Annotated in this window: 12 protein-coding genes; 6 read left to right on the top strand and 6 right to left on the bottom strand. The window is 45.0% G+C overall.

All coding sequences use genetic code 11. The features are described from left to right. Window positions 1–149: 149 nt before the first annotated feature. Genes KDW99_RS16720 through KDW99_RS16700 form a run of 5 tightly spaced genes read right to left on the bottom strand, consistent with a single transcriptional unit; the run spans window position 150 to window position 9,399 of the window. Window positions 150–1,031, bottom strand: coding sequence for a transglutaminase family protein (locus KDW99_RS16720; RefSeq protein WP_255826308.1), 882 nt, complete (start codon window positions 1,029–1,031; stop codon window positions 150–152). Beyond that, window positions 1,028–3,607 (bottom strand): circularly permuted type 2 ATP-grasp protein, encoded by a 2,580-nt coding sequence (locus tag KDW99_RS16715; RefSeq protein WP_255826307.1) that lies wholly within the window; start codon window positions 3,605–3,607, stop codon window positions 1,028–1,030. Before KDW99_RS16715 ends, KDW99_RS16720 begins: the two co-directional genes overlap by 4 nt. 28 nt (window positions 3,608–3,635) lie before the next feature. Beyond that, entirely contained in the window at window positions 3,636–7,001 is a 3,366-nt protein-coding gene (locus tag KDW99_RS16710) for a transglutaminase family protein (protein WP_255826306.1), read from the bottom strand. Continuing rightward, window positions 6,998–7,942, bottom strand: a complete 945-nt coding sequence (locus KDW99_RS16705; RefSeq protein WP_255826305.1) for an alpha-E domain-containing protein — start codon at window positions 7,940–7,942, stop codon at window positions 6,998–7,000. The genes KDW99_RS16710 and KDW99_RS16705 overlap by 4 nt, the downstream gene beginning before the upstream one ends. 2 nt (window positions 7,943–7,944) lie before the next feature. Beyond that, window positions 7,945–9,399 carry a circularly permuted type 2 ATP-grasp protein gene (locus KDW99_RS16700; RefSeq protein ID WP_255826304.1) on the bottom strand — a complete coding sequence of 485 codons (1,455 nt, stop codon included), beginning with the start codon at window positions 9,397–9,399 and terminating at the stop codon, window positions 7,945–7,947. Between the two features lie 333 nt (window positions 9,400–9,732). On the opposite strand from KDW99_RS16700, the gene KDW99_RS16695 reads away from it, so the two are divergent. The 4 genes from KDW99_RS16695 (at window position 9,733) to KDW99_RS16680 (ending at window position 16,092) form a co-directional block, all read left to right on the top strand. Further along, window positions 9,733–10,926, top strand: a complete 1,194-nt coding sequence (locus tag KDW99_RS16695) for an FAD-dependent monooxygenase (protein WP_255826303.1) — start codon at window positions 9,733–9,735, stop codon at window positions 10,924–10,926. A 188-nt stretch (window positions 10,927–11,114) separates the two neighbouring features. Continuing rightward, window positions 11,115–13,454: a glucose/quinate/shikimate family membrane-bound PQQ-dependent dehydrogenase gene (locus KDW99_RS16690; RefSeq protein WP_255829307.1), complete on the top strand. Its 2,340-nt coding sequence runs from the start codon at window positions 11,115–11,117 to the stop codon at window positions 13,452–13,454. A 296-nt stretch (window positions 13,455–13,750) separates the two neighbouring features. Then, window positions 13,751–15,064, top strand: a complete 1,314-nt coding sequence (locus KDW99_RS16685) for a Na+/H+ antiporter NhaC family protein (RefSeq protein ID WP_255826302.1) — start codon at window positions 13,751–13,753, stop codon at window positions 15,062–15,064. A 146-nt stretch (window positions 15,065–15,210) separates the two neighbouring features. Continuing rightward, entirely contained in the window at window positions 15,211–16,092 is an 882-nt protein-coding gene (locus KDW99_RS16680; protein ID WP_255826301.1) for a DMT family transporter, read from the top strand. 9 nt (window positions 16,093–16,101) lie between these two features. On the opposite strand, the gene KDW99_RS16675 is transcribed toward KDW99_RS16680, so the two are convergent. Continuing rightward, window positions 16,102–16,680: a TetR/AcrR family transcriptional regulator gene (locus KDW99_RS16675; protein WP_255826300.1), complete on the bottom strand. Its 579-nt coding sequence runs from the start codon at window positions 16,678–16,680 to the stop codon at window positions 16,102–16,104. 93 nt (window positions 16,681–16,773) lie between these two features. On the opposite strand from KDW99_RS16675, the gene KDW99_RS16670 reads away from it, so the two are divergent. Together KDW99_RS16670 and KDW99_RS16665 are read left to right on the top strand one after the other, a co-directional pair. Continuing rightward, window positions 16,774–17,961 carry an efflux RND transporter periplasmic adaptor subunit gene (locus tag KDW99_RS16670; RefSeq protein WP_255826299.1) on the top strand — a complete coding sequence of 396 codons (1,188 nt, stop codon included), beginning with the start codon at window positions 16,774–16,776 and terminating at the stop codon, window positions 17,959–17,961. A 3-nt stretch (window positions 17,962–17,964) separates the two neighbouring features. Then, complete coding sequence (locus KDW99_RS16665) at window positions 17,965–21,090, top strand: efflux RND transporter permease subunit (protein WP_255826298.1); 3,126 nt, start codon at window positions 17,965–17,967, stop codon at window positions 21,088–21,090. Window positions 21,091–21,107 lie beyond the last annotated feature (17 nt).

Below are 21,107 nucleotides of genomic sequence, written 5' to 3'. Positions count from 1 at the left end.
ATCAGGTTATGCAAGAATTTCGCGAAGCTTACCTTATATCGGCTCTACATGCTATGTAGTATGACTTTTGTCCGATAATTGTACACTTTTAAACGGTGCTGCAATTGGGGGTTATGCCCTTATTATGATGAGCAAAGAGCTGGTGTTCGTTAGACTCGTCTTACGTCCACTGATACGGCCAACTGCTGAGAACCTCCGCCTTCAAAGATAACACCTTGCAATGGTGTGACATCGGCATAATCTCGTCCCCATGCGGTGACAATATGTTGGTCGCTTGGCATCAAATCATTAGTTGGATCAAATTCTACCCAGCCTAATTCTGGAATAAGTACGGCGAACCAAGCATGAGACGCATCAGCACCAACAAGCTTTTCTTGCCCCGGTGGTGGCAAGGTTTCTAAGTAGCCGCTCATATAGCGTGCTGGAATGCCAACCGAGCGCAAGCAGCCAATCGCTAAGTGGGCGAAATCCTGACACACACCACTGCGTTGTTTAAGTACTTGTTCAAGTGGTGTCGCAACGGTGGTGGTGGTTGGGTCAAATTTGAACTCGGTGAAGATCTTATGGGTGAAAGCCAGCGCCGCTTGCAAGACTGGTTTGTCATCAGCAAAAGTACTTTGCGCATAAGCTTTTAGGTCTTCTGAGCAGCGTATTTGCGGTGAATCCAGTAAATACTCTTTTGCCATGCGCAGTTCGGGAGTATTTGGATTGTCTAATTGGGCACGTAATTGGCCACAAGTCAGAGTGCTTTGTGCCTGCCATTGTAGTACGTCTAGTGGCGAAATTTCAAAGTCGGTGGTGACATCAATGACCAACTTTTTATGAGCTTCTTGAATTGAAAAATAGAACGTTTGATTACCAAAATAATCTTCGCCATCGTTTTGATAAACTGGCGGCGGATTGATTTGTATTTTTTGATTTAAACAGCGTTGATTGCGTGTATCTCGCGGCAATAAGTGAGCCATGTTGTAGCATAGACTCACAGGTGCCCCATAGCTATATGCTGTTATATGACGAACGCGGTATCTCATACATTGGATCCTCTGATGGCTGCCGTCAATGACTGCGGGCCAGCGGTATGGTCAAAATACTTATCGCTAATGAGGACAGTGAATTGCTCAAGCTGATCTAAAAGCTCGGTCATGAGTTGCTCTAGTTTTTGACGGCTTTGGCTATCTGGGTCAATCGTGGCAAGCTCTTCCAAATCGGCAAGCTGAATATCATTGAGTGATTTTAAAATGATTTTATTTTCAGGGCTTAGACCTGCTGTAGTTGTCTCATTTCTGGGCAGTTCTCTGATGTATTTGCGCAGTTGTTCTACTTGATAAAGTAAAGAACGTGGGTTCGTGCCATCGATCATTAAGAGATCTAATCCATAAGCCACACGAGCACGATTCCGGTAGCGACGACGGAAGGAAATAAGGGCTTCTACGCTTAATAAAACAGATTCTAGAATCTGCTGCTGCGGCCCTGATGATAAGGGCTTGGTCAGTGCTGAGCGTAACAAGGTAGCGGTTTGCAATGCGCGTTCAGTACGGCGGCCAATTTCCTGAAACGTCCAGTCTAGTCCGCGCAACATGCTTTCATGGTTCAACCCCGACAGTGCCAATAGGGAAGTGACTAGGCTGTCTAGCGATTCTTCCGGCGCGGGAGGTAAACCATTGGTATAAGAGCGATCTAGCTCATGAATATGATCACGCAACTCATTGATGATGATACGAGTGTCAGCAGACAGCATTTCTTTAACTTGCTCACCACAACTTAACATGGCTTGCAGGTTGGCTTTGACCGATCCCGCACGACTGCCATCCGTAATGATTGAAACGAGCTCGGCATCAGGGTTGGCAAGCAGTTTTTCATCCGCTTTTATAAAACCGGGTAAGCAGCCAGTTTGTGTCGATACCATTTCAAGCAACATGCGACGGCTTTCTTCTGGTAGTGGATCAATACCATTCATTTGTTTAAAAATGGTACGCAGCAAGCGCATACTGATTTCGGCGCGTTCGGCATAACGGCCCATCCAGAATAAGTTTTCTACCACTCGGCTTGGTAAATTTGATTGTAAGGCTTCGTCTTGCAGCAGCACTTGGTCTGTGAGCAAGTTACTTGGCGCTTCGGGTTCCGCTGCGATGATCCAAGTATCTTTACTTTTGGAGCTGGACATATTGGTGACGATGGCTTCTTTCGTCGATTCACCAGCACGAGACAAACCGCCGGGCATAACCGTGTAGCCTGTTGGGCTAGCAACGGTGAAAGCGCGTAACAGGCTCGGTCTAGCTTGTATCTTTCCATTTAACCAAATGGGTGACATGGAACCCGGTACATAGTTTTGTGCTGCATATAAATGCGGGGCTTTTTTAATTTTTTCTATCGTATTAAGTTTTTGCTTTTCGCTTAGCGTGTGGCCATAAATACTGTTGCTGCTATTGCTACGAATCGCAGGCTTGATAATCAGGTTACTAAGATTGGCGATCACATAATTTAAATCGTCTTTATCACCACACCACCAAGTTGCTACAGAAGGTAAAGTAAGTTGTTCGCCTGTCAAAAACTCACTGATGGCAGGCAAAAATTTTACTAATGCTGGCGCTTCTAAAATACCGCTTCCCAATGGGTTAGCAAGTACAACATTGCCTGCTCGAACCACTTCTAATAAGCCTGGAACACCAAGGAAAGAATCCGCTCTTAGTTCGGCTTGATCGCAATAGGCATCATCGACACGACGCAAAATTACATCGACACGAGCTAAGCCGTTTAAGGATTTCATCCAAACTGCGCCATTACGTACGGTTAAATCGCTGCCTTGAACTAATGGAAAACCAAGGTAGTTTGATAAGTAAGCTTGCTCGAAATACGTGCTGCTGTAAGCGCCGGGAGACAGCATGACGATACGTGGCGTATCAGTCCATTGGCTGGCAAGAGACGACAGCATGTTTTTGAAGGATTGAAAAAATCCTGCCAGACGACGTACTTGACTATCACGGAAACTGTTTGGAATAACGCGAGATACAACAGTGCGATTTTCCAGTGCATAACCAGCGCCATTTGGCGCTTGGGTCCGATCGCCAATAACTTGAAATTGGCCATTATGGTCACGAACCAGATCCACGGCATGGTGCAGTAATTGATGAGCCCCTGGAACCATAACTCCGTGGCATTGGCGTAAAAAACCGGGATGACTAAAAATAATCTCAGAAGGAATAATGCCGTTTTTCAGTAGTTCCTGCGGGCCATAAAGATCTTTTAAAATGAGATCCAGTAAGTTTGAGCGCTGAGCTAAGCCCTGCTCAATCTCAAGCCACTCATCGGTTGGAATAATATTGGGAATAAGGTCCAGCGACCAAACACTGGGTGTAAGCGGGTCGCTGGTTAAATTGTAGGTAGCTCCGTCTTCACGAAGAATACGCTGGACACGACGTTGTCGGTCGAGCATTTCTTCGTCTGAAAGACTGCTTATGTTGCGCAGCAAGGTTTCCCAATGCGCGCGCGGTTGGCGATCTTCCGTGAAGGCCTCATCATAAGCATTTATCGGTTTATCATAGGCGGAAGATAACGTCGTTTTTTCATCGATTAACGACGTTATAAAAGTACCTGTTTGAAGTTGCATAATGAGCTTGAGCCTAAAAAATTAATTATTAGAGAACATTATACTGCTTCCTTAGATCTAATGTATGAGGATATTCATTTATTGGCTCTTCTGCTGGTGGCGACATAGCGCGAGGCTCGTCGCCATTAGGGTAAAAAGAGCGCAGTGCACTAAAGGCCGGTGGTGGAGATAGTGTGCCTTGAGTGAAGCCATGATCCCAAAAACGGTTAACCCGACGTGCTTCTGCTTCGTTGCTGTTGACCGGTACATTATCGTAGGTTCGTCCACCAGGATGAGACACATGATAGGTACAACCGCCAACAGATAAGCCGTTCCAAGTATCAATCAAATCAAATACTAACGGCGCATCAATGCCTAAAGTTGGGTGCAAGGCAGATGGTGGCGCCCAAGCTTTATAACGAACCGCACCCACATATTCGCCTTTACGGCCAGTGGAACGAATCGGCACGCGGCGACCATTACAGCTCAGCACGTAACGTCCATCGGTTAAACCGGATAGTTTCACCTGCAAACGTTCAACGGAAGAATCCACATAGCGAGCGGTGCCCGATCCGGTGATTTCTTCGCCTAGTACGTGCCAAGGTTCAATCGCCCAACGAAGCTCAATTTCCATATCATCGATTTTCTGACGACCGTAATGAGGGAAACGGAACTCTTCAAATGGAGCCAACCATTCTAATTTGAATGGGAAACCATGGCGCTGAAGGTCTTCGACCACTTCTTTCACGTCTTGCCAAACAAAATGCGGCAGCATGAATTTGTCATGAAGGCTTGTGCCCCAACGTACCAAAGGCTTTTTGTACGGTTCCTTCCAGAAACGTGCCACGAGGCAGCGCAACAGCAGCATTTGCACGAGCGACATATGCGGATGTGGCGGCATTTCGAAGCCACGGAATTCTAATAAACCTTGGCGACCACTGGCGCTGCCAGCCGCGTAAAGCTTATCAATACAAAATTCAGAGCGATGGGTGTTGCCTGTGATGTCGACCAGCAAATTTCGCATTAAACGATCCGCTAACCAAGGTTCATCTACTAAGCCTTCCGGCATGTTTTGGAAAGCAATTTCCATTTCATACAAGGCTTCATCACGGCCTTCGTCTGGGCGCGGCGCTTGGCTGGTTGGGCCAATGAACATGCCAGAGAAAAGGTAGGACAAGCCAGGATGATGCTGCCAGAAGGTGACTAAACTTTGTAATAATTCAGGGCGGCGCAACAAAGGACTGTCTGCTGGAGTGCGACCACCCAGTGTCACGTGGTTACCACCACCAGTGCCTGTATGGCGACCATCCAGCATGAATTTTTCTGCGCCAAGGCGAGAAAGATAAGCTTGGTGATACAGGGTTTCAGTATTGTGAACCAATTCTTTCCAGCTTGCCGCTGGGTGAATGTTCACCTCGATAACACCTGGATCTGGCGTGATCAAAAACTTTTGCAAACGTGGGTCTTTTGGTGGCTCGTAACCTTCGACAACGATAGGTTTATCAAGGGCTTTTGCTACCGCTTCAAGATGCTCAAGAACTGCGACAAAATGTTCAAGATGCGTCATGGGGGGCATGAACACATGCAAGCGCCCATCTCGTGGTTCGATACACAATGTGGTACGAATCACGTTTTTAAGTGTTTTCTCAGGAGCTAACGCTGGTTTTGATGGTGCTGTTTTTTTAGCGAAGTGCTGTTTGGCGACGCTGTCTAGTACTGCGTTGTCTTTTTTGTTCGCTAAAGGTTGACGAGGATCGAACGGATCTCGTTCAGGAATGCGATCTTCTTCCGCTTGCGCAGGTAAAGAATTCAGCGGCAAACGATAGCCCATTGGGCTGTCGCCTGGAATCAAGGTGATAACGTCACTGCGCATCGGCCAAAGTGAACTGTTCCAACGATTGTTTACTGTATCGAATTCTAACGGTAAAACGTAGCCTGTAGTAGTGCTTAAACCACGGCTAAGCAGTTTCGCTAGACGGCGGCGTTCTAAGTCGTCTTTTAAATCGGCTTTGGTTGGGTCTGCATCTGCGGGAAGCGATTGCTCCATCCACAAATAATACAGGGTGTCTTCGTAAGTACTTTGAAGGTATTGCTTATCCAGCGCGAGCTTATCACACAAGAGTTCACCAAAGGCTTGTGCGTCTTTGATGGTGTGTTTGTAGTCTTTGTCTACGCGTGCTAAATATTTCGGATCATTCCACAGGGCTTCGCCGTCGGTGCGCCAGAAACAACCCAGTGCCCAACGCGGTACTTCTTCGCCCGGATACCACTTGCCTTGGCCATAATGAAGTAGGCCGTTAGCACCGAATTCTTGCTTCATTTTGATCAGTAAGTCTTTGGCTAATTTGAGTTTTTCTGCACCCAATGCGCCGGTATTCCACTGTTCTGAATCCATGTCGTCGATGGATACGAACGTTGGCTCACCACCCATTGTCAGACGGACGTCACCGTCTTCAAGCTGTTTGTCGACCGCAAAACCTAGGGCTTTGATGGTGTCCCATTCGCCTTCGGCATAGGGTTTGGTTACACGAGGATCTTCATGAATACGAGTCACAATGTTGCTGTAACTAAATTCGCATTCACATTCGTCTATTAAGCCTGTGATCGGTGCTGCGGAAGCTGGCTCTGGAGTACAAGCTAATGGAATGTGACCTTCGCCAGCAAACAAACCAGACGTTGGGTCTAATCCAACCCAGCCTGCGCCTGGTAAAAAGACTTCACACCATGCGTGTAAGTCGGTGAAATCTTCTTCGGGGCCTGATGGGCCGTCGAGTGCTTTTACATCAGAGGTTAGCTGAACAAGATAGCCAGATGCGAAGCGCGCTGCTAAACCTAGGCTGCGAAGAATTTGTACCAATAGCCAAGAGGTGTCTCGACAAGAACCTTTTTTCAGGGTCAGAGTTTCTTCGCAGGTTTGAACGCCAGGCTCTAGGCGGATTCCGTAGCCAATATCGGCCGCTAAGCGGCTGTTAATCGCAACTAGGAAATCGTTGATTGGTGTGTTTTTACGGTCAACGGTCGAAAGCCATTTATCTAATAAAGAGCAAGATTCGGTGACTTGTAAATAAGGTTCTAGCTCTTTTTTCAGGGCTTTGTCGTAGGCAAATGGATACTCTTCCGCGTAGCTTTCCACGAAAAAATCAAATGGATTGATCACTGTCATATCAGCGATCACTTCCACGTAAAACTCTAACTTATTGGTTTTTTCAGGAAACACTAAGCGAGTTTGAAAGTTACCAAATGGGTCCTGTTGCACATTAAGAAAATGCGTTTCTGGCAGCACTTTCAATGAGTAAGCGTGAATTTTTGTTCGTGAGTGCGCCGCCGGTTGCAGTCTTAACACGTGGGGTGCCACGTTGATAAAACGATCAAACTCGTAGGTAGTCTTGTGCTGTATTGCGACTCTAATGGTCATGCAGCGTCTCCTTGCCGAAAATGAAACCAGTTTTCGGTGATCTGGTGATTTATTTCGATAATGGCAATCTGTATATCATTGAGATGGTTATGAAAGTCTTCATCCAAATCTTCTGAACTATTGATTGGGTAATCAAACTCTAAAAGTTTATCTACCTGAGCGGTAATCAAACCTGCGCGGGGTAATTTTGTCGCTGCTTCACCTATTTGTCCCAAGCAGTAAGCTAAAGATCTTGGGAAACAAAGGTCATTCATCAAGAATGTCGTTGCTTTCGCTCCGTTGATAGAAGTTCGAACGGTGCGACGATAATCCAAATACGCACTTTGAGATTTTAATACTTTTGACCAAGTCACTTGGCCAAGTTGGATTCGCGCCTCTGGCTCTGATTGCAGCATTAATGACACAGCGGCATCCAGAATACGGGTTCCCATGTCGGCTCGCTCTAGATAGCGGCCCATAATGAGAAAGTGCCAGCCTGAATCACGTCTCATGGCGCCAGCAAATAGGCCGATGATTTTTTGACAGCCTTCAATGATGGTATTGAGAAAATCATGGCGACCCGAGCGGTTGATGCCTTGTTTTATATTCTGTTGTGCGTATAGATCCAGCTCGTTTATCAGTTCCCACGTTTCTCTGGGAACAGCATCACGTGTGGTACGAATATTTTCTTTAACCATTTTCAATGATGACAACATGGAGTTGAAGTTGGTGTCATCGGCTAAAAGAAATTTCACCACGTTGCGTTCGTCTTTGACTTTATAGCGTTGTTCGAATAATTCTTCGCCACTGAGTATCTCGATTAAGTTATACCAAGATACTTCGATGTTTTTTGGAAGGTCGAACAATAGGTCGTCATAAACACTGACCAAGCGGGCCGTGTTTTCAACGCGTTCCAAATACCGTGCGCTCCAATACAAGCGTTCTGCGACTCTAGATAACATGATTACTGCCCCTTTGTTTCAACAATCCAAGTGTCTTTACTACCACCACCTTGTGACGAATTAACGACCAAGGAGCCTTTTTTCATTGCGACGCGGGTTAAGCCACCAGTGGTAACGTAAGTATCCTTGGCTTGTAAGATGAATGGACGAAGGTCTAAGTGGCGAGGTTCTAACACACCTTTGGATATAAGCGTTGGTGCGGTTGATAATCTTAATGTTGGTTGAGCAATGTAATTACGAGGATTTTTAGTAATTAGCTCAGCAAACAGTGCTTGTTCTTTTTTTGTTGAATGAGGACCAACCAGCATGCCATAACCGCCAGATTCGTTGGCTGGTTTAACCACCAATTTATCTAGGTTAGCAAGGACGTAGGCTCGCTGTTCAGGATCGTCACATAAGAAAGTTTCGACGTTGTTAAGAATTGGCTCTTCGTTTAAGTAGTAACGAATAATAGCTGGAACATAAGCGTAAACGACTTTGTCATCGGCAACACCAGCGCCCGGTGCGTTTGCTAAGGCGACATTGCCTGCTCGCCATGCACGCATGAGACCCGCAACACCCAGTACAGATTCTGGATCAAAGGCTTCTGGATCGATGAATAAGTCGTCAATACGACGGTAGATCACATCCACACGCTCTGGCCCATCGATGGTTTTCATATAGACGCAGTCGTCGCTGTCGACAAACAAATCACTGCCTTCTACTAATTCCGCGCCCATTTGTTGCGCCAAGAAAGCGTGTTCAAAATAAGCGGAGTTATAAATACCCGGTGTTAACACTACGATCTCAGGGTTTTCTATGTCTCTTGGAGACAAAGACGCCAAGGTGTCAAACAATTGCGAGGTATATGAATCGACCGGTAAGATGGATTCGTTTTCAAACAATTCAGGGAGAACACGCTTGGTAATGGCGCGGTTTTCTAGCATGTATGATACGCCAGAGGGCACACGTAAGTTATCTTCTAAAACAAAGAAGTCGCCGTTTTCATCTCGTACTAAATCGGTACCACAAATATGTGCCCATACGCCGTAGGCTGGCGATACGCCAACGCATTCTGGTCTAAAATTTTTGGAGTCTTTAATGATGTGTTCTGGAATGATGCCGTCTTTGATGACGTTTTGATCGTGGTAGAGGTCGTTGATGAAAAGGTTAAGGGCGGTGAGGCGTTGTTTTAATCCTGCTTCAGCTATTTTCCAGTCTGAGGCTTCTATCGTGCGGGGAACTATATCGAAGGGCCATGCTCTGTCTATATTGCCTTCCTCTGTGTAGACCGTGAAGCTGATGCCCATTTCTTGTATTGTTGCTTCGGCAGTGAGGCGCCTCTTTTCTAGCTCATCTTCTGAAAGACTGTCTAGATATCCCAAGAGTTGTTTTGCAGGAGATCTTGCTGTGCCTTTGTCATCAATTAACTCGTCAAAAAAATCAGCTGACTGATAATGGCTCGTTAGTTTTTCCATGTATACCTCGTTCTCTTTATCAAGCCGGAGGTGGGTGCTTTAAACTTGCACACATTTGCGTGCTCTTTTTGTGCATCCGCCCCACATTGGGGAGACTTCTTTAGTTTGTAAGGTGGAATCTAGCTATATCGTTACCCTGATTTGCTAGGCTACTTATAATGTTTTCGCACTACTGGAGAAATATAGCAAGGATCGAGCCATAGTATTTGAAAAGTATTTCCATATTTTTTGTTTCACCATAAGTGATATAGATCGGTTTTATTTAGGTAAGAATTCGCTACTATGGCGCTTTTGATTCTTGCAAAAATCAGCATTAACGAAGAGGGCAGGTGAGTGGATCAGGTGAATAGTGTTGTGATTGCTGGGGCTGGGATTGGAGGCTTGTGTGCGGCATTGGCGCTGGCTAAGCAAGGTATTCAAGTCGTGGTGTGTGAGCAAGCTGCGAGCCTAGGTGAAGTTGGCGCTGGACTGCAAATAAGTCCCAATGCTTTAAAAGTTTTGCGACACTTAGGGTTAGAAGCTGAATTGAGCCAATTCGCCTTTGTCCCACAACACGCTGCGATCCGTGATTATAAGTCGGGTGAGTATTTTCTGAAGTCGCCATTGGGGGAACATGCCGAAGCTCGTTATGGTGCTCCTTACTGGCATTTGCATCGTGCTGATTTACATCAGGTTTTAGCTGAAGCTTGTGCAAACGCAGGGGTCGAATTGGTATTAAATGCAGTCGTGGTTGGCTATCGAGACAATACTGAGCTCAAGCAGGTTTGTTTGTTGCTCGAAGAGGGTCGAGAGTTTTACGCCGATTTGTTAATTGGTGCCGATGGTATTCGTTCAAAAGTACGTGAGAAAATGTTAGGGCAAGAGCGCCCAGCCTTTATGGGGCAAGTTGCATGGCGTGGTGTTATCCCGGTCAGTGATCTAACGGTTGATATCAAGCCGGATGCCTGTGTTTGGGTGGGTCCGGGCCGTCATTTTGTGAGCTACTATTTGCGCGGCGGTGACTATGTGAACTTTGTTGCCGTGGAAGAGCGCAGTGATTGGCAATCTGAATCATGGCGTGAAGAGGGCGATGTAAACGAGTTGAAGCGTGCTTTTGCAGATTGGCACCCTGAAGTAAGCGAGTTAATAAAATCCGCGAGCCATACTTTTTTATGGGCTTTAAATGGCAGGGCTGAATTATCAACTTGGCATCAAGGTCGAGTGGTTTTACTGGGGGATGCTTGTCACCCTATGTTGCCTTTCATGGCGCAAGGTGCCGCGATGGCTATTGAAGACGGATATGTGCTCGCTGAGTGTTTATCACGTTATGTTTTGGAGGAGGCTCTGCAAAGATACGAGCAATCTCGTAAACCTAGAGCAACTAATATTCAGAATATGTCTAAAGCCAACACCGGTTTATATCACATGCACGGCGGTGTGTTTGGGAAGATGAAGCTAAAGGCGCTTCAAGCCGCAGGGCGCTTTGCACCGAATGTTATTCAGTCTAAGTTAGATGCTGTATATGGCTATGACGTTACTAAGATTTGATCCTTGTTATAAGTATTATTTGATAAATATGTAAGAAAAAAGTCTATTTTGTCATTTTATGCTCTACGCTTTTACTTTGAGTTGTAATCATCTATGGTGAATAAGTGGCTGAGCGGCTGTTTTGCGGTCGCCTTGCTGCTGATTTACTGGATTCAATGAACGAATTAAACTCGAAGGGATTGTGTCATATGATTGTTCTCTCGGTACTCTTTTTAGCCATTGGTTTGGCTTTGTTAGTAGGTGGCGGCTGGCTAGTTTCGTTAGATGGCAGTCTTTATTATGTTGTTGCTGGCGTTGCTTTTATCGCCGTTGCTTTGTTATTAAAAAAACGCAATAAAGTCGCAAACCTTATTTATGCTTTGTTGTTAATTGGCACCTTAATCTGGTCGATTATGGAATCCGGCTTAAGCTGGTGGCCTTTAGCTTCACGAATGGGGCTTTTCTTGGTGTTGGCGGTCCCTCTTATCTTATTGGCGTACTTTAAACGTCAAAGTGGCGGGCGCTTATTGTTTCCCGTTTGGCTTGCAGCCGCCTTGGTTACTATTTCTCCTTTATTCATGACATCACCAACTACCGTTGAAGGCACGATGACGCGTTCAGTCACTATGTCTGATGCGGATACTGGCGATGTTAATCAGGGGGAGTGGAATGCGTATGGGCGTAGTAACTTAGGTCAGCGCTTTTCGCCATTGGCTCAAATTACACCGGATAATGCAGACCAGCTTCAAGTCGCTTGGCAATATCAAACAGGTGATAAAAAAGGCCCACAAGACGTTGGTGAAACGACTTACGAAGCTACACCGTTGAAACTTGCTAACGCTCTTTATGTCTGTACGCCACATAACTGGATTGTGGCATTGGATGCGGATACGGGCGAAGAACAGTGGGTATATGATGCAAAAGTGCCAGCTGAAAGTCAGCGACAGCATCAGACTTGTCGCGGAGTATCTTATTTACCGCCCTCTAATTCAGCCAAACTCCCGCCTGTTCAAAAGTCATCAGTACCAGCTGAAAGCTTAACCAGCATGCAGTGTGATGCTCAGTTGTTCTTGCCAACATCCGATGCGCGTTTAGTTGCCGTCGATCCAACGACCGGTGCCCGCTGTGCTAATTTTGCGGATAATGGCGAATTAGATTTAATGCATAATATGCCATTCAAGCAGTCTGGTTATTACTATTCAACATCACCACCATTAGTGGCTGGTGGCGTGGTCATTGTCGCGGGTTCGGTAAATGATAACTATGATATCAATTCCCCGTCTGGTGTTATTCGAGCTTATGATGCGAAAACGGGTGAGTTGAAGTGGAACTGGGACTCTGGACATCCAGATGATACGACGCCTATTGGGCCAGACGAAACTTATGCGACAAGTTCGCCGAATAGTTGGTCTGTTGCCAGTGCGGATGAAGAGCTTGGTTTAGCGTATTTTCCAATGGGGAACCGCACACCTGACCAATTAGGTATGTACCGTTCACCTGCAGAAGAGAAATATGCGACTTCGGTGGTGGCTTTGAGTCTCGAAACAGGTCAGGTCGCTTGGGTTCAGCAGTTTGTTCATCATGATTTATGGGATATGGACACACCAGCTCAACCCGCGTTGTTGGATTTAGACACGCCAACGGGCAAACAGCCTGCTTTAGTTGTGCCCACCAAACAAGGTGATGTTTACGTGTTGAATAGGAAAACAGGTGAACCTATTTTTCCTATTACTGAGGAACCTGCACCGCAGGGTACCATTCCTGGCGATTACGCAGCGAAAACTCAACCGACTTCGGCTTTATCTTTTAAGCCTGCTAAGTTAACGGAAACTGATATGTGGGGCGCGACTCCTCTGGATCAATTAATGTGTCGGATTCAATTTAAGCAGTTGCGTTATGAAGGTCGATACACGCCACCATCTGAGCAGGGAACCATTGTTTACCCTGGTAACTTTGGGGTGTTTAACTGGGGTAGTATCGCTGTAGATCCTAAGCGCCAGCAAATGTTTGGTATGCCACTTTACTTAGCTTTCACCTCAACGTTGCAACCAAGAGAGGGAGCGGATTTGAGTGGAGCAAACAAAGGTGAGCAAGGCATTAACTCTAATGAAGGTGCAGACTATGCGGTTGAGTTAAAACCTTTCTTGTCACCATTAGGCGTACCTTGCCAGCAACCACCTTGGGGTTATGTGGCTGGGGTTGACCTTAAAACAGGTAAAACGGTTTGGCAGCATAAAAACGGTACCATTGAGGACATGACGCCACTGAAGTTGCCAGTAGAAATGGGCATGCCCGGTATTGGTGGTCCAGTGATTACAGAAGGCGGTGTGGTTTTCATGGCGGCATCTGTTGATAACTACTTGCGAGCTTATGACTTGTCTACTGGTAAAGAATTATGGAAAGGTCGTTTACCAGCGGGTGGCCAAGCAACACCAATGACTTATTTAAATAGTAAGGGTGAGCAAATGGTTGTTCAGGTTGCAGGTGGCCATGGTTCCATTGGCACCACAATTGGCGATTATGTGGTTGCCTATAAGTTAAAAAAATAATGTTCAGGCCGAATTTTTCTTATAAATAGGCTGTCTTTAATAGCGTACAACAAAGTCCAGTATTGGAATGGCCAGATAGCGGGCGGTTTTAATACTGGACTTTTTGTTGTCTTAATATCTTATATAGCGATATTGAATAAAAAACATTATTACATGTTGTTTTTGTTATAACGTTTTGTGACAACGACATTGCTAATTATTATTGGTCTCGTGGACTACTTTTTACTATCATTCCCGCCTTTCTTCCCTATGACCAAAAGTTGCAGGGTTAACTCAATCTGGAATCCTCAGACGATATGACTTCTAAATCTCCTCTGGCATTGTTGCCATTGTTACTTTTCCTCGTTCTTTTTGTCGGCAGCGGCCTTTGGTATCAGTCTGAAGGTGTGGATTTTGCCTTCTATCAGATATCAGCGCCTGTTGCTATTTTGCCAGCTATTGCATTGGCAATTTTATTAGGCAAAGGGCACTTTAATCAGCGCATCGAAACCTTTATTGAAGGTGTGGGCGACAACACTATTGTGACCATGGTGCTGATTTATTTATTGGCTGGGGCCTTCGCTAGCGTTGCAAAAAGCGTTGGTGGTGTTGATGCCACCGTTAACTTTGGCTTAAGCGTGGTTCCGCCTTCGCTATTATTACCCGGTTTGTTTGTTATCACCGCGTTCGTTGCAACGTCTATGGGAACGTCCATGGGAACGATTGCAGCCATCGCTCCAATCGCTATTGGTGTTGCTGAAGCCGCCGATTTGCCTTTGCTGTTAACGGTAGGTACGGTCATTGGTGGCGCGATGTTTGGCGATAATTTGTCGATTATTTCTGATACCACTATCGCGGCAACGCGAACTCAGGGTTGTGACATGCGTGATAAATTTCGCATGAATTTTAAAATTGCCTTACCTGCCGCCTTGGTGACTTTAGTTTGGTTGTTTTTCCAGAGCAGCAATGCGCAGATTACGGATATTAAAGACTATGACTTGATTCGCGTTTTGCCTTATGTCGTTGTCTTAGGTTTGGCGGTTGCTGGTGTTAATGTAATGTTAGTGCTGTTCAGCGGTATTATTTTAGCGGGTGTGATTGGTTTGACCATGCAGCCTGGTTATTCTGTAGCATCTTTGTCTGCTGATATTTATGCGGGTTATACTGGGATGCAGGAAATTTTGATTCTATCCTTGTTGATTGGTGGTCTTGCAGCACTTATGAAATCCCAAGGTGGTTTGAATTGGTTGGTGGGTGCAATAGAGCGTATAAGTAAAGCCTTAGGCGCAAAAGCAGGATCAACTCGAGCTGGTGAGTTGAGTATCAGTGCAGCAGTAGCATTAACCAATTTGTGTACAGCCAATAACACTGTCTCTATTCTAATTAATGGTTCTGTCGCAAAAAATATTGCCGAACGTTACAATGTCGATCCGAAGCGCAGTGCGAGTTTGTTGGATATTTTCTCCTGTGTCGTGCAGGGGATTTTGCCTTACGGTGCGCAAATTTTACTAGCGTCGTCTTTGGCGAAGGTGTCGCCATTAGAGCTTATTGGTTATGTTCAATACAGCTGGATATTGGCTGTCGCTGCTTTGATTTCTATTTTTATTGCTTGGCCAAAAGGCGCTAAATAAGGTCTTAGCTAGTACAAATATTTGATAGGAAAGCCCACACAGCCAGTGAATATGACGGGTTGTGTGGGCTTTTTTGCGTCATGCTCATTGGTTTGTTTAATTATTGAACTGTTATTTTTTTGTACGTTTTACTGTAAGGAAAGCTCTTGAAACACGGTACTCATTTAAAAGCCGAATTGATATTGGTGCTGGTGACTATTCTGGCGGGCTTTGGCTGGATTTTTTCAAAAGAAGCGTTGGCTGGTTTGCCGCCTCTTTTTTTCATGGGGGTGCGCTTTATTGTTGCTGGTTTTGTGTTGTTTCTTGCTGGGCAAAAGTATTTTCGTGGTTTAGATTGGCAAGACATTAAGCAAGCGAGTTTGGTCGGCTTGGTGATGGGCGTCACCATGATGTTTTGGGTTACTGGTCTAGATCAAGGCTCAAACCTAGGAGTGGGTGCTTTCATTACTAGTCTTGGTGTTGTGCTGGTACCTGTTATTGCGCGTTTTATGTTTGGTGCAAGGCCTCCTTTAAGTATTTGGATTGCGTTGCCTATTGCTGTGGTTGGTTTGGGTTTTTTGGCCTTAAACAATGGATTGGATTTTGAGTTTTCCCACCTGTATTTTTTGGGGGCTGCTTTAGGCTCGGCATTTCAATTAAATTTATTATCTCGCTTTTCCATGCGTATGCATGCACTTGTGTTAACAGCCATTCAATTGAGTGTGGCTGGGTGTTTTTTACTGTTACTTTCTCTGTTAACAGAAACGCTTCCACACAGTGTTAGTATGGCCGTGGCAGGATGGTTTTTGCTCAGTACTTTGGTGGCAAGTAGTTTGCGTTTCTTGTTGCAAACTTATGGGATGAGTCTAACCCCGGTAAGTCATGCGGCTGTTATTATGAACTTGGAGCCGGTTTGGACAGCGATTTTTGCCGTTTTCTGGTTTAGTGAATCTATGGCGTCAGGCCAAATTCTAGGTTGTTTTTTGATTTTTATCGCAATGCTGGTGAGTCGTTGGCCTCAAATTAGAGCCATTTTTAAACCAGTATAATCTGTCTAGTTAAACGCTATCGGGCAAGATGTTGTCGAGCGTTTGTCGGTAGATTTCGACTGTTTCTGTGGTAAATGGTCTGGTTTGAAAATCCCAGCGGACGAGTAATCCTTCCGTTAACGTTACCAGCATTTCAATCCGAGCGATGGCTTCATTTTCTGTCATCGTTGGATGGCGTGATCGTAGAATAGCGACGGCACGATTTTGTAGTCGAAGATGAGATTCGCTGTAGATTTTAGCAATCACTGGGTTGCGCGTGGCTTCTGCTTGGATCTCTGTATGTATGATTCTCATGTTGTGAGTTTCTGGGTTGTCTTCAGAAAAGTGTCTTTCTAGCCAATCTTTTTTATCTAAAAAAGACGCCATAAACTGTAACCTTTTTTGTGTAAGCTGCTCTACTAAAGCACAAATAATGTCATCTTTGTGGGCATAGTAACGATAAATTTGGCCGACACTTAATCCTGCTGTTTTTGCAATCTCACTCATGCTTGCCTTATGAAAGCCTTTGGTCAGGACGTGTTGCTCCATGGCATCAATAATGCATTGTTTTCGTAGATCGTTATTGCATGGTAATTTAATAGTTCTCATTTATTTGCACGATTTGTCATATATTAGGTGTATTGCTTATATTATAGTGCTTGTGAATGATCATTCTCAATATTTCGAAAGGAAGTCTCCTCAATGTTGTCTAAATTTAAATTTGCTTCAAGTGTCTTACTTGTTTTGTTGCTGGCTGGCTGTCAGGAGGAGGCTCCTAAGTCTGCGGCTGCACCATCTGCACCACCTAAAGTCCAAGTGGGCGTTGTAACAATTGAGCCTCAAAAAACAGATTTAATCGCTGAACTGCCAGGACGAACTACATCAAGTTTGGTGGCGGAAATTCGCCCTCAAGTCGGTGGGATTGTAAAGAAGCGCTTCTTTGAAGAAGGTCAAAACGTTAAAACAGGTGACTTGCTTTATGAATTAGATGACTCCACATATGTCTCTTCTTACAATCAGGCTCAAGCCGATCTTGAGTCTGCGAATGCAAGCCTAGAGTCTGCTCAGTTGAAAAAAGAGCGTTACACTTTGCTGCGTAAGCAAAACAATGTTTCTCAACAAGATCTGGATGATGCTCAAGTGGCTTACTTAGAAGCTAGGGCAAAGCAAAAAGGTTCTGAAGCGGCTTTGGAAAACGCTAAAATCAATTTAGGCTACACCAAGATCAGATCACCTATTGATGGGCGAATTGGTATTTCGCGTGTGACTGTTGGTGCCTTGGTAACGGGTAGTCAAGCAACGGTAATGACAACAGTCCGCTCTTTGGATCCTATTTTTGTCGATTTATCCCAAACCAGTTTAGACCAGTTGAAACAGCGTAGTTTTCTAGCTCAAGATGATGTTGAGAAAGGTTCTAATAAAGTATCTTTGATTCTTGAAGACGGCAGTAAATACCAATACCAAGGCAGTCTGAAAGCGAGAGAAGTTAGCGTGGATGAGTCTACTGGTAGTGTAACTTTGCGCGCTGAGTTTCCAAACCCAGATAACCTATTATTACCGGGAATGTTTGTCCGTGGCTTGATTCATGAATTAACTCATAATGCGGCTCTTCTCGTGCCTCAACAAGCGGTATCACGAGATGTGAAAGGGAACCCAATTGTTTTGGTTGTTAACGATAAAAATGTGGTTGAACGTCGTGTTTTAAGCGTTGAGCGTGCGTTAGAAAATCAATGGTTGGTTCTGTCTGGTATTAAAGCTGGCGAAAAAGTGATTGTCGAAGGCTCTATGAAGGCAAAACCAGGTAATGAAGTCACGACTGTTGCGATGAAACGAGACAGTAAAACTGGTGCTATTGTCGACGCTAATGGTTCTGCGGCTCAAGGGAATTAATCTATGTTAGCTCAATTTTTTATAAATCGTCCGGTATTCGCGTGGGTTATTTCCATCGCGATCATGCTGGCAGGCCTTGGTGCGATAACGACCTTACCTATATCTCAATACCCCAATGTTGCACCGCCGACTATTAGTATTTCTGCTACTTATTCAGGTGCGTCAGCCGAAACGGTTGAGAACAGTGTTACTCAGGTATTAGAGCAACAACTTACGGGTCTTGATGGCCTGTTGTATTTCTCGTCATCCAGTAGTTCTAGTGGCCGAAGTAGCATCAGTGTGACCTTCGAGCAAGGTACGGATGCCGATATTGCTCAGGTGCAAGTACAGAATAAGATTCAACAAATTACGTCTAATCTGCCCACGTCCGTTCAGCAGAACGGTGTTTCTGTTAAAAAAGCTAACTCAGACTTTTTGATGGTTGCTGCTGTTTACGATGAAACGGATAAAGATTCTGCAAATGATATCTCAGATTTTTTAGTATCAAGTATTCAAGATCCAGTATCTCGTGTTGATGGTGTTGGTAGTATTCAGGTGTTTGGTGCTGAATATGCAATGCGTGTCTGGTTAGATCCGCTAAAACTTGCGTCATATAGCCTAATGCCTTCTGATATTTCTGCGGCTATCAATGCGCAGAATACGCAAGTTGCAGCCGGTAGCCTCGGTGCTTACCCAATCATTAAAGGGCAAGAGCTAAACGTTACAGTAACCGCACAATCGAAACTTCAGACCGTTGAGCAGTTCAAAGACATTATTCTGACTTACGATGACAGTGGTGCAACGGTTCGTTTAAGTGATGTAGCAAGAGTTGAGCTGGGCAGTGAGTCCTATGGATATATCCCTCGTTTGAATGGGCATCCTTCTTCTGGTTTAGCGGTTATGCTAGCACCGGGCGCGAATGCCTTATCGACTTCTGAAGCGGTTAAGAAGACATTAAGCGATTTATCCAATAGCTTGCCTGAGGGGTACAAGTTTTCTTTCCCTGTTGATAACACGGACTTCATTAAAATATCCATTGAGGAAGTGGTTAAAACACTTTTTGAGGCAATTGCTCTCGTTATCATTGTCATGTTCATTTTCTTGCAGAACTGGCGTGCAACACTGATACCGGCGATTGCGGTGCCTGTTGTCCTTTTAGGTACATTTGGTGTTTTAGAGTTGTTTGGTTTCTCTATAAATACGTTAACTATGTTTGGTGTTGTGTTGTCTATCGGCTTACTGGTGGATGATGCCATTGTAGTGGTAGAGAACGTAGAGCGTGTCATGGAGGAAGAGAAACTGTCTCCTAAAGAGGCGACGATCAAATCCATGAAAGAGATTACCAGTGCCTTAATTGGTATTGCCGTTGTTTTGTCTGCGGTATTTTTGCCGATGGCATTCTTTAGTGGCTCAACTGGTGTTATTTATCGCCAGTTCTCTATCACTATTGTTGCATCGATGGTGCTGTCTGTTGTGGTGGCTTTAACCTTAACGCCAGCCTTGTGTGCCACCTTGTTGAAAGCCAATCACGAAACTAGCAAAAAAGGCCTTGGTGGTTGGTTTAACCGTAATTTTGATCGTGTTACTGGCAAATATTTCAATGGTGTTAGTCGCATTATTAAAAAGCCTGTTCGTTGGATGCTGGTATACGGGTTAATTGTTGCTGGCTTGGCTGGATTGATGACGAATTTGCCGTCAGGCTTTTTACCAACAGAAGATCAAGGTCGAGTGATGGTGATGGTGTCTTTACCAGAAGGGGCATCTATGTCCCGTACCGATAAGGTTATGAGAGAGATTGAAACCTATTTCCTAGAGACAGAAAAAAAGAATGTTAATGCTATTTTTACCATCTCAGGTTTTAACTTCATGGGAACTGGTCAAAATGCAGGCTTAGCATTCATCGCCTTAAAAGATTGGAGTGAGCGAGTTGGACCAGCAAATAGCGCTAGCGCTATTGTTGGGCGTTCATACGGTGCTTTTGCTGGAATACGTGACGCGCAAATTTTTTCTTTGATACCACCTTCTATCCAAGGTTTGGGTCAAAGTAGCGGCTTTACATTCCAGCTTCAGGCAACGGGTAATACCACACGTGAAGATTTATTAGAAATGCGAAATGCTTTGTTGAATGATGCGAATGCAAGCCCGCTTTTGACAGGTGTGCGTTTGGGATCTCAGTCTGAAGGGCCGCAATTGCATATTGATATAGACCAAGAAAAAGCGTCAGCGCTTGGTTTGTCAATGTCTGATATTAGTTCGACTTTGAGTAGCGCTTGGGCTGGTCGTTACGTTAATGATTTTATCGACCGTGGCCGAGTGAAGACGGTTTACATGCAGGGCGATGCTGAATATCGTTCTTCACCAGAAGATTTGCAACACTGGTATGTTCGCGGTAATGACAATACCATGACGCCATTTTCTGCCTTTGCTAAGAGTGAGTGGACGTATGGACCGAAAAGCTTATCGCGCTTTAATGGCTTAGCGTCTTATGAAATTCAAGGTTCTGGTGCGCCTGGCGTAAGTTCTGGCGCGGCAATGGATGAATTACAACGTGTGACCAACGCTCTACCGGGCGTAACTGGTTCATGGAGTGGATTGTCTTACCAGGAACGTTTATCTAGTGGTCAGACACAACTGCTTTATGCTATCTCCATTCTTGTTGTGTTTTTATGCCTTGCTGCTCTATATGAGAGCTGGACTGTGCCTTTCTCTGTGATTTTAGTTATTCCTCTTGGGGTAATAGGCTCAGCGGCTGCTGCGCATTTGCGTGGCCTAGAAAATGATGTGTATTTTCAGGTCGCTCTATTAACCACCATAGGTTTGTCTTCTAAAAACGCGATCTTGATTGTTGAGTTTGCGGAAGCGGCTTATCGTCGTGGGGTCAATGTATGGGATGCTGCGGCTCAAGCTGCTCGTTTGCGTCTACGTCCTATCATTATGACGTCAATGGCGTTTATGGTGGGAACCTTGCCGCTGGCTCTTTCTTCAGGAGCTGGTGCTAACAGCCGTATCTCAATTGGTTCAGGTATTGTTGGTGGTACGTTAACTGCTACCGTATTGGCGATCTTCTTTGTACCTTTATTCTTTGTAATTGTACGTCGTATTTTCTCCAAGCGTCCTGAAGCATTATCGAGTGATGAAAGTACAAAATAATTCGTTGCTTAGTTAAA

The sequence above is a fragment of the Marinomonas rhizomae genome (assembly GCF_024397855.1).
Lineage (GTDB): Bacteria > Pseudomonadota > Gammaproteobacteria > Pseudomonadales > Marinomonadaceae > Marinomonas > Marinomonas rhizomae_A.
The sequence above is the reverse complement of the archived record's forward strand: the minus strand, read 5'-3'. Positions and strand labels throughout refer to the sequence as shown.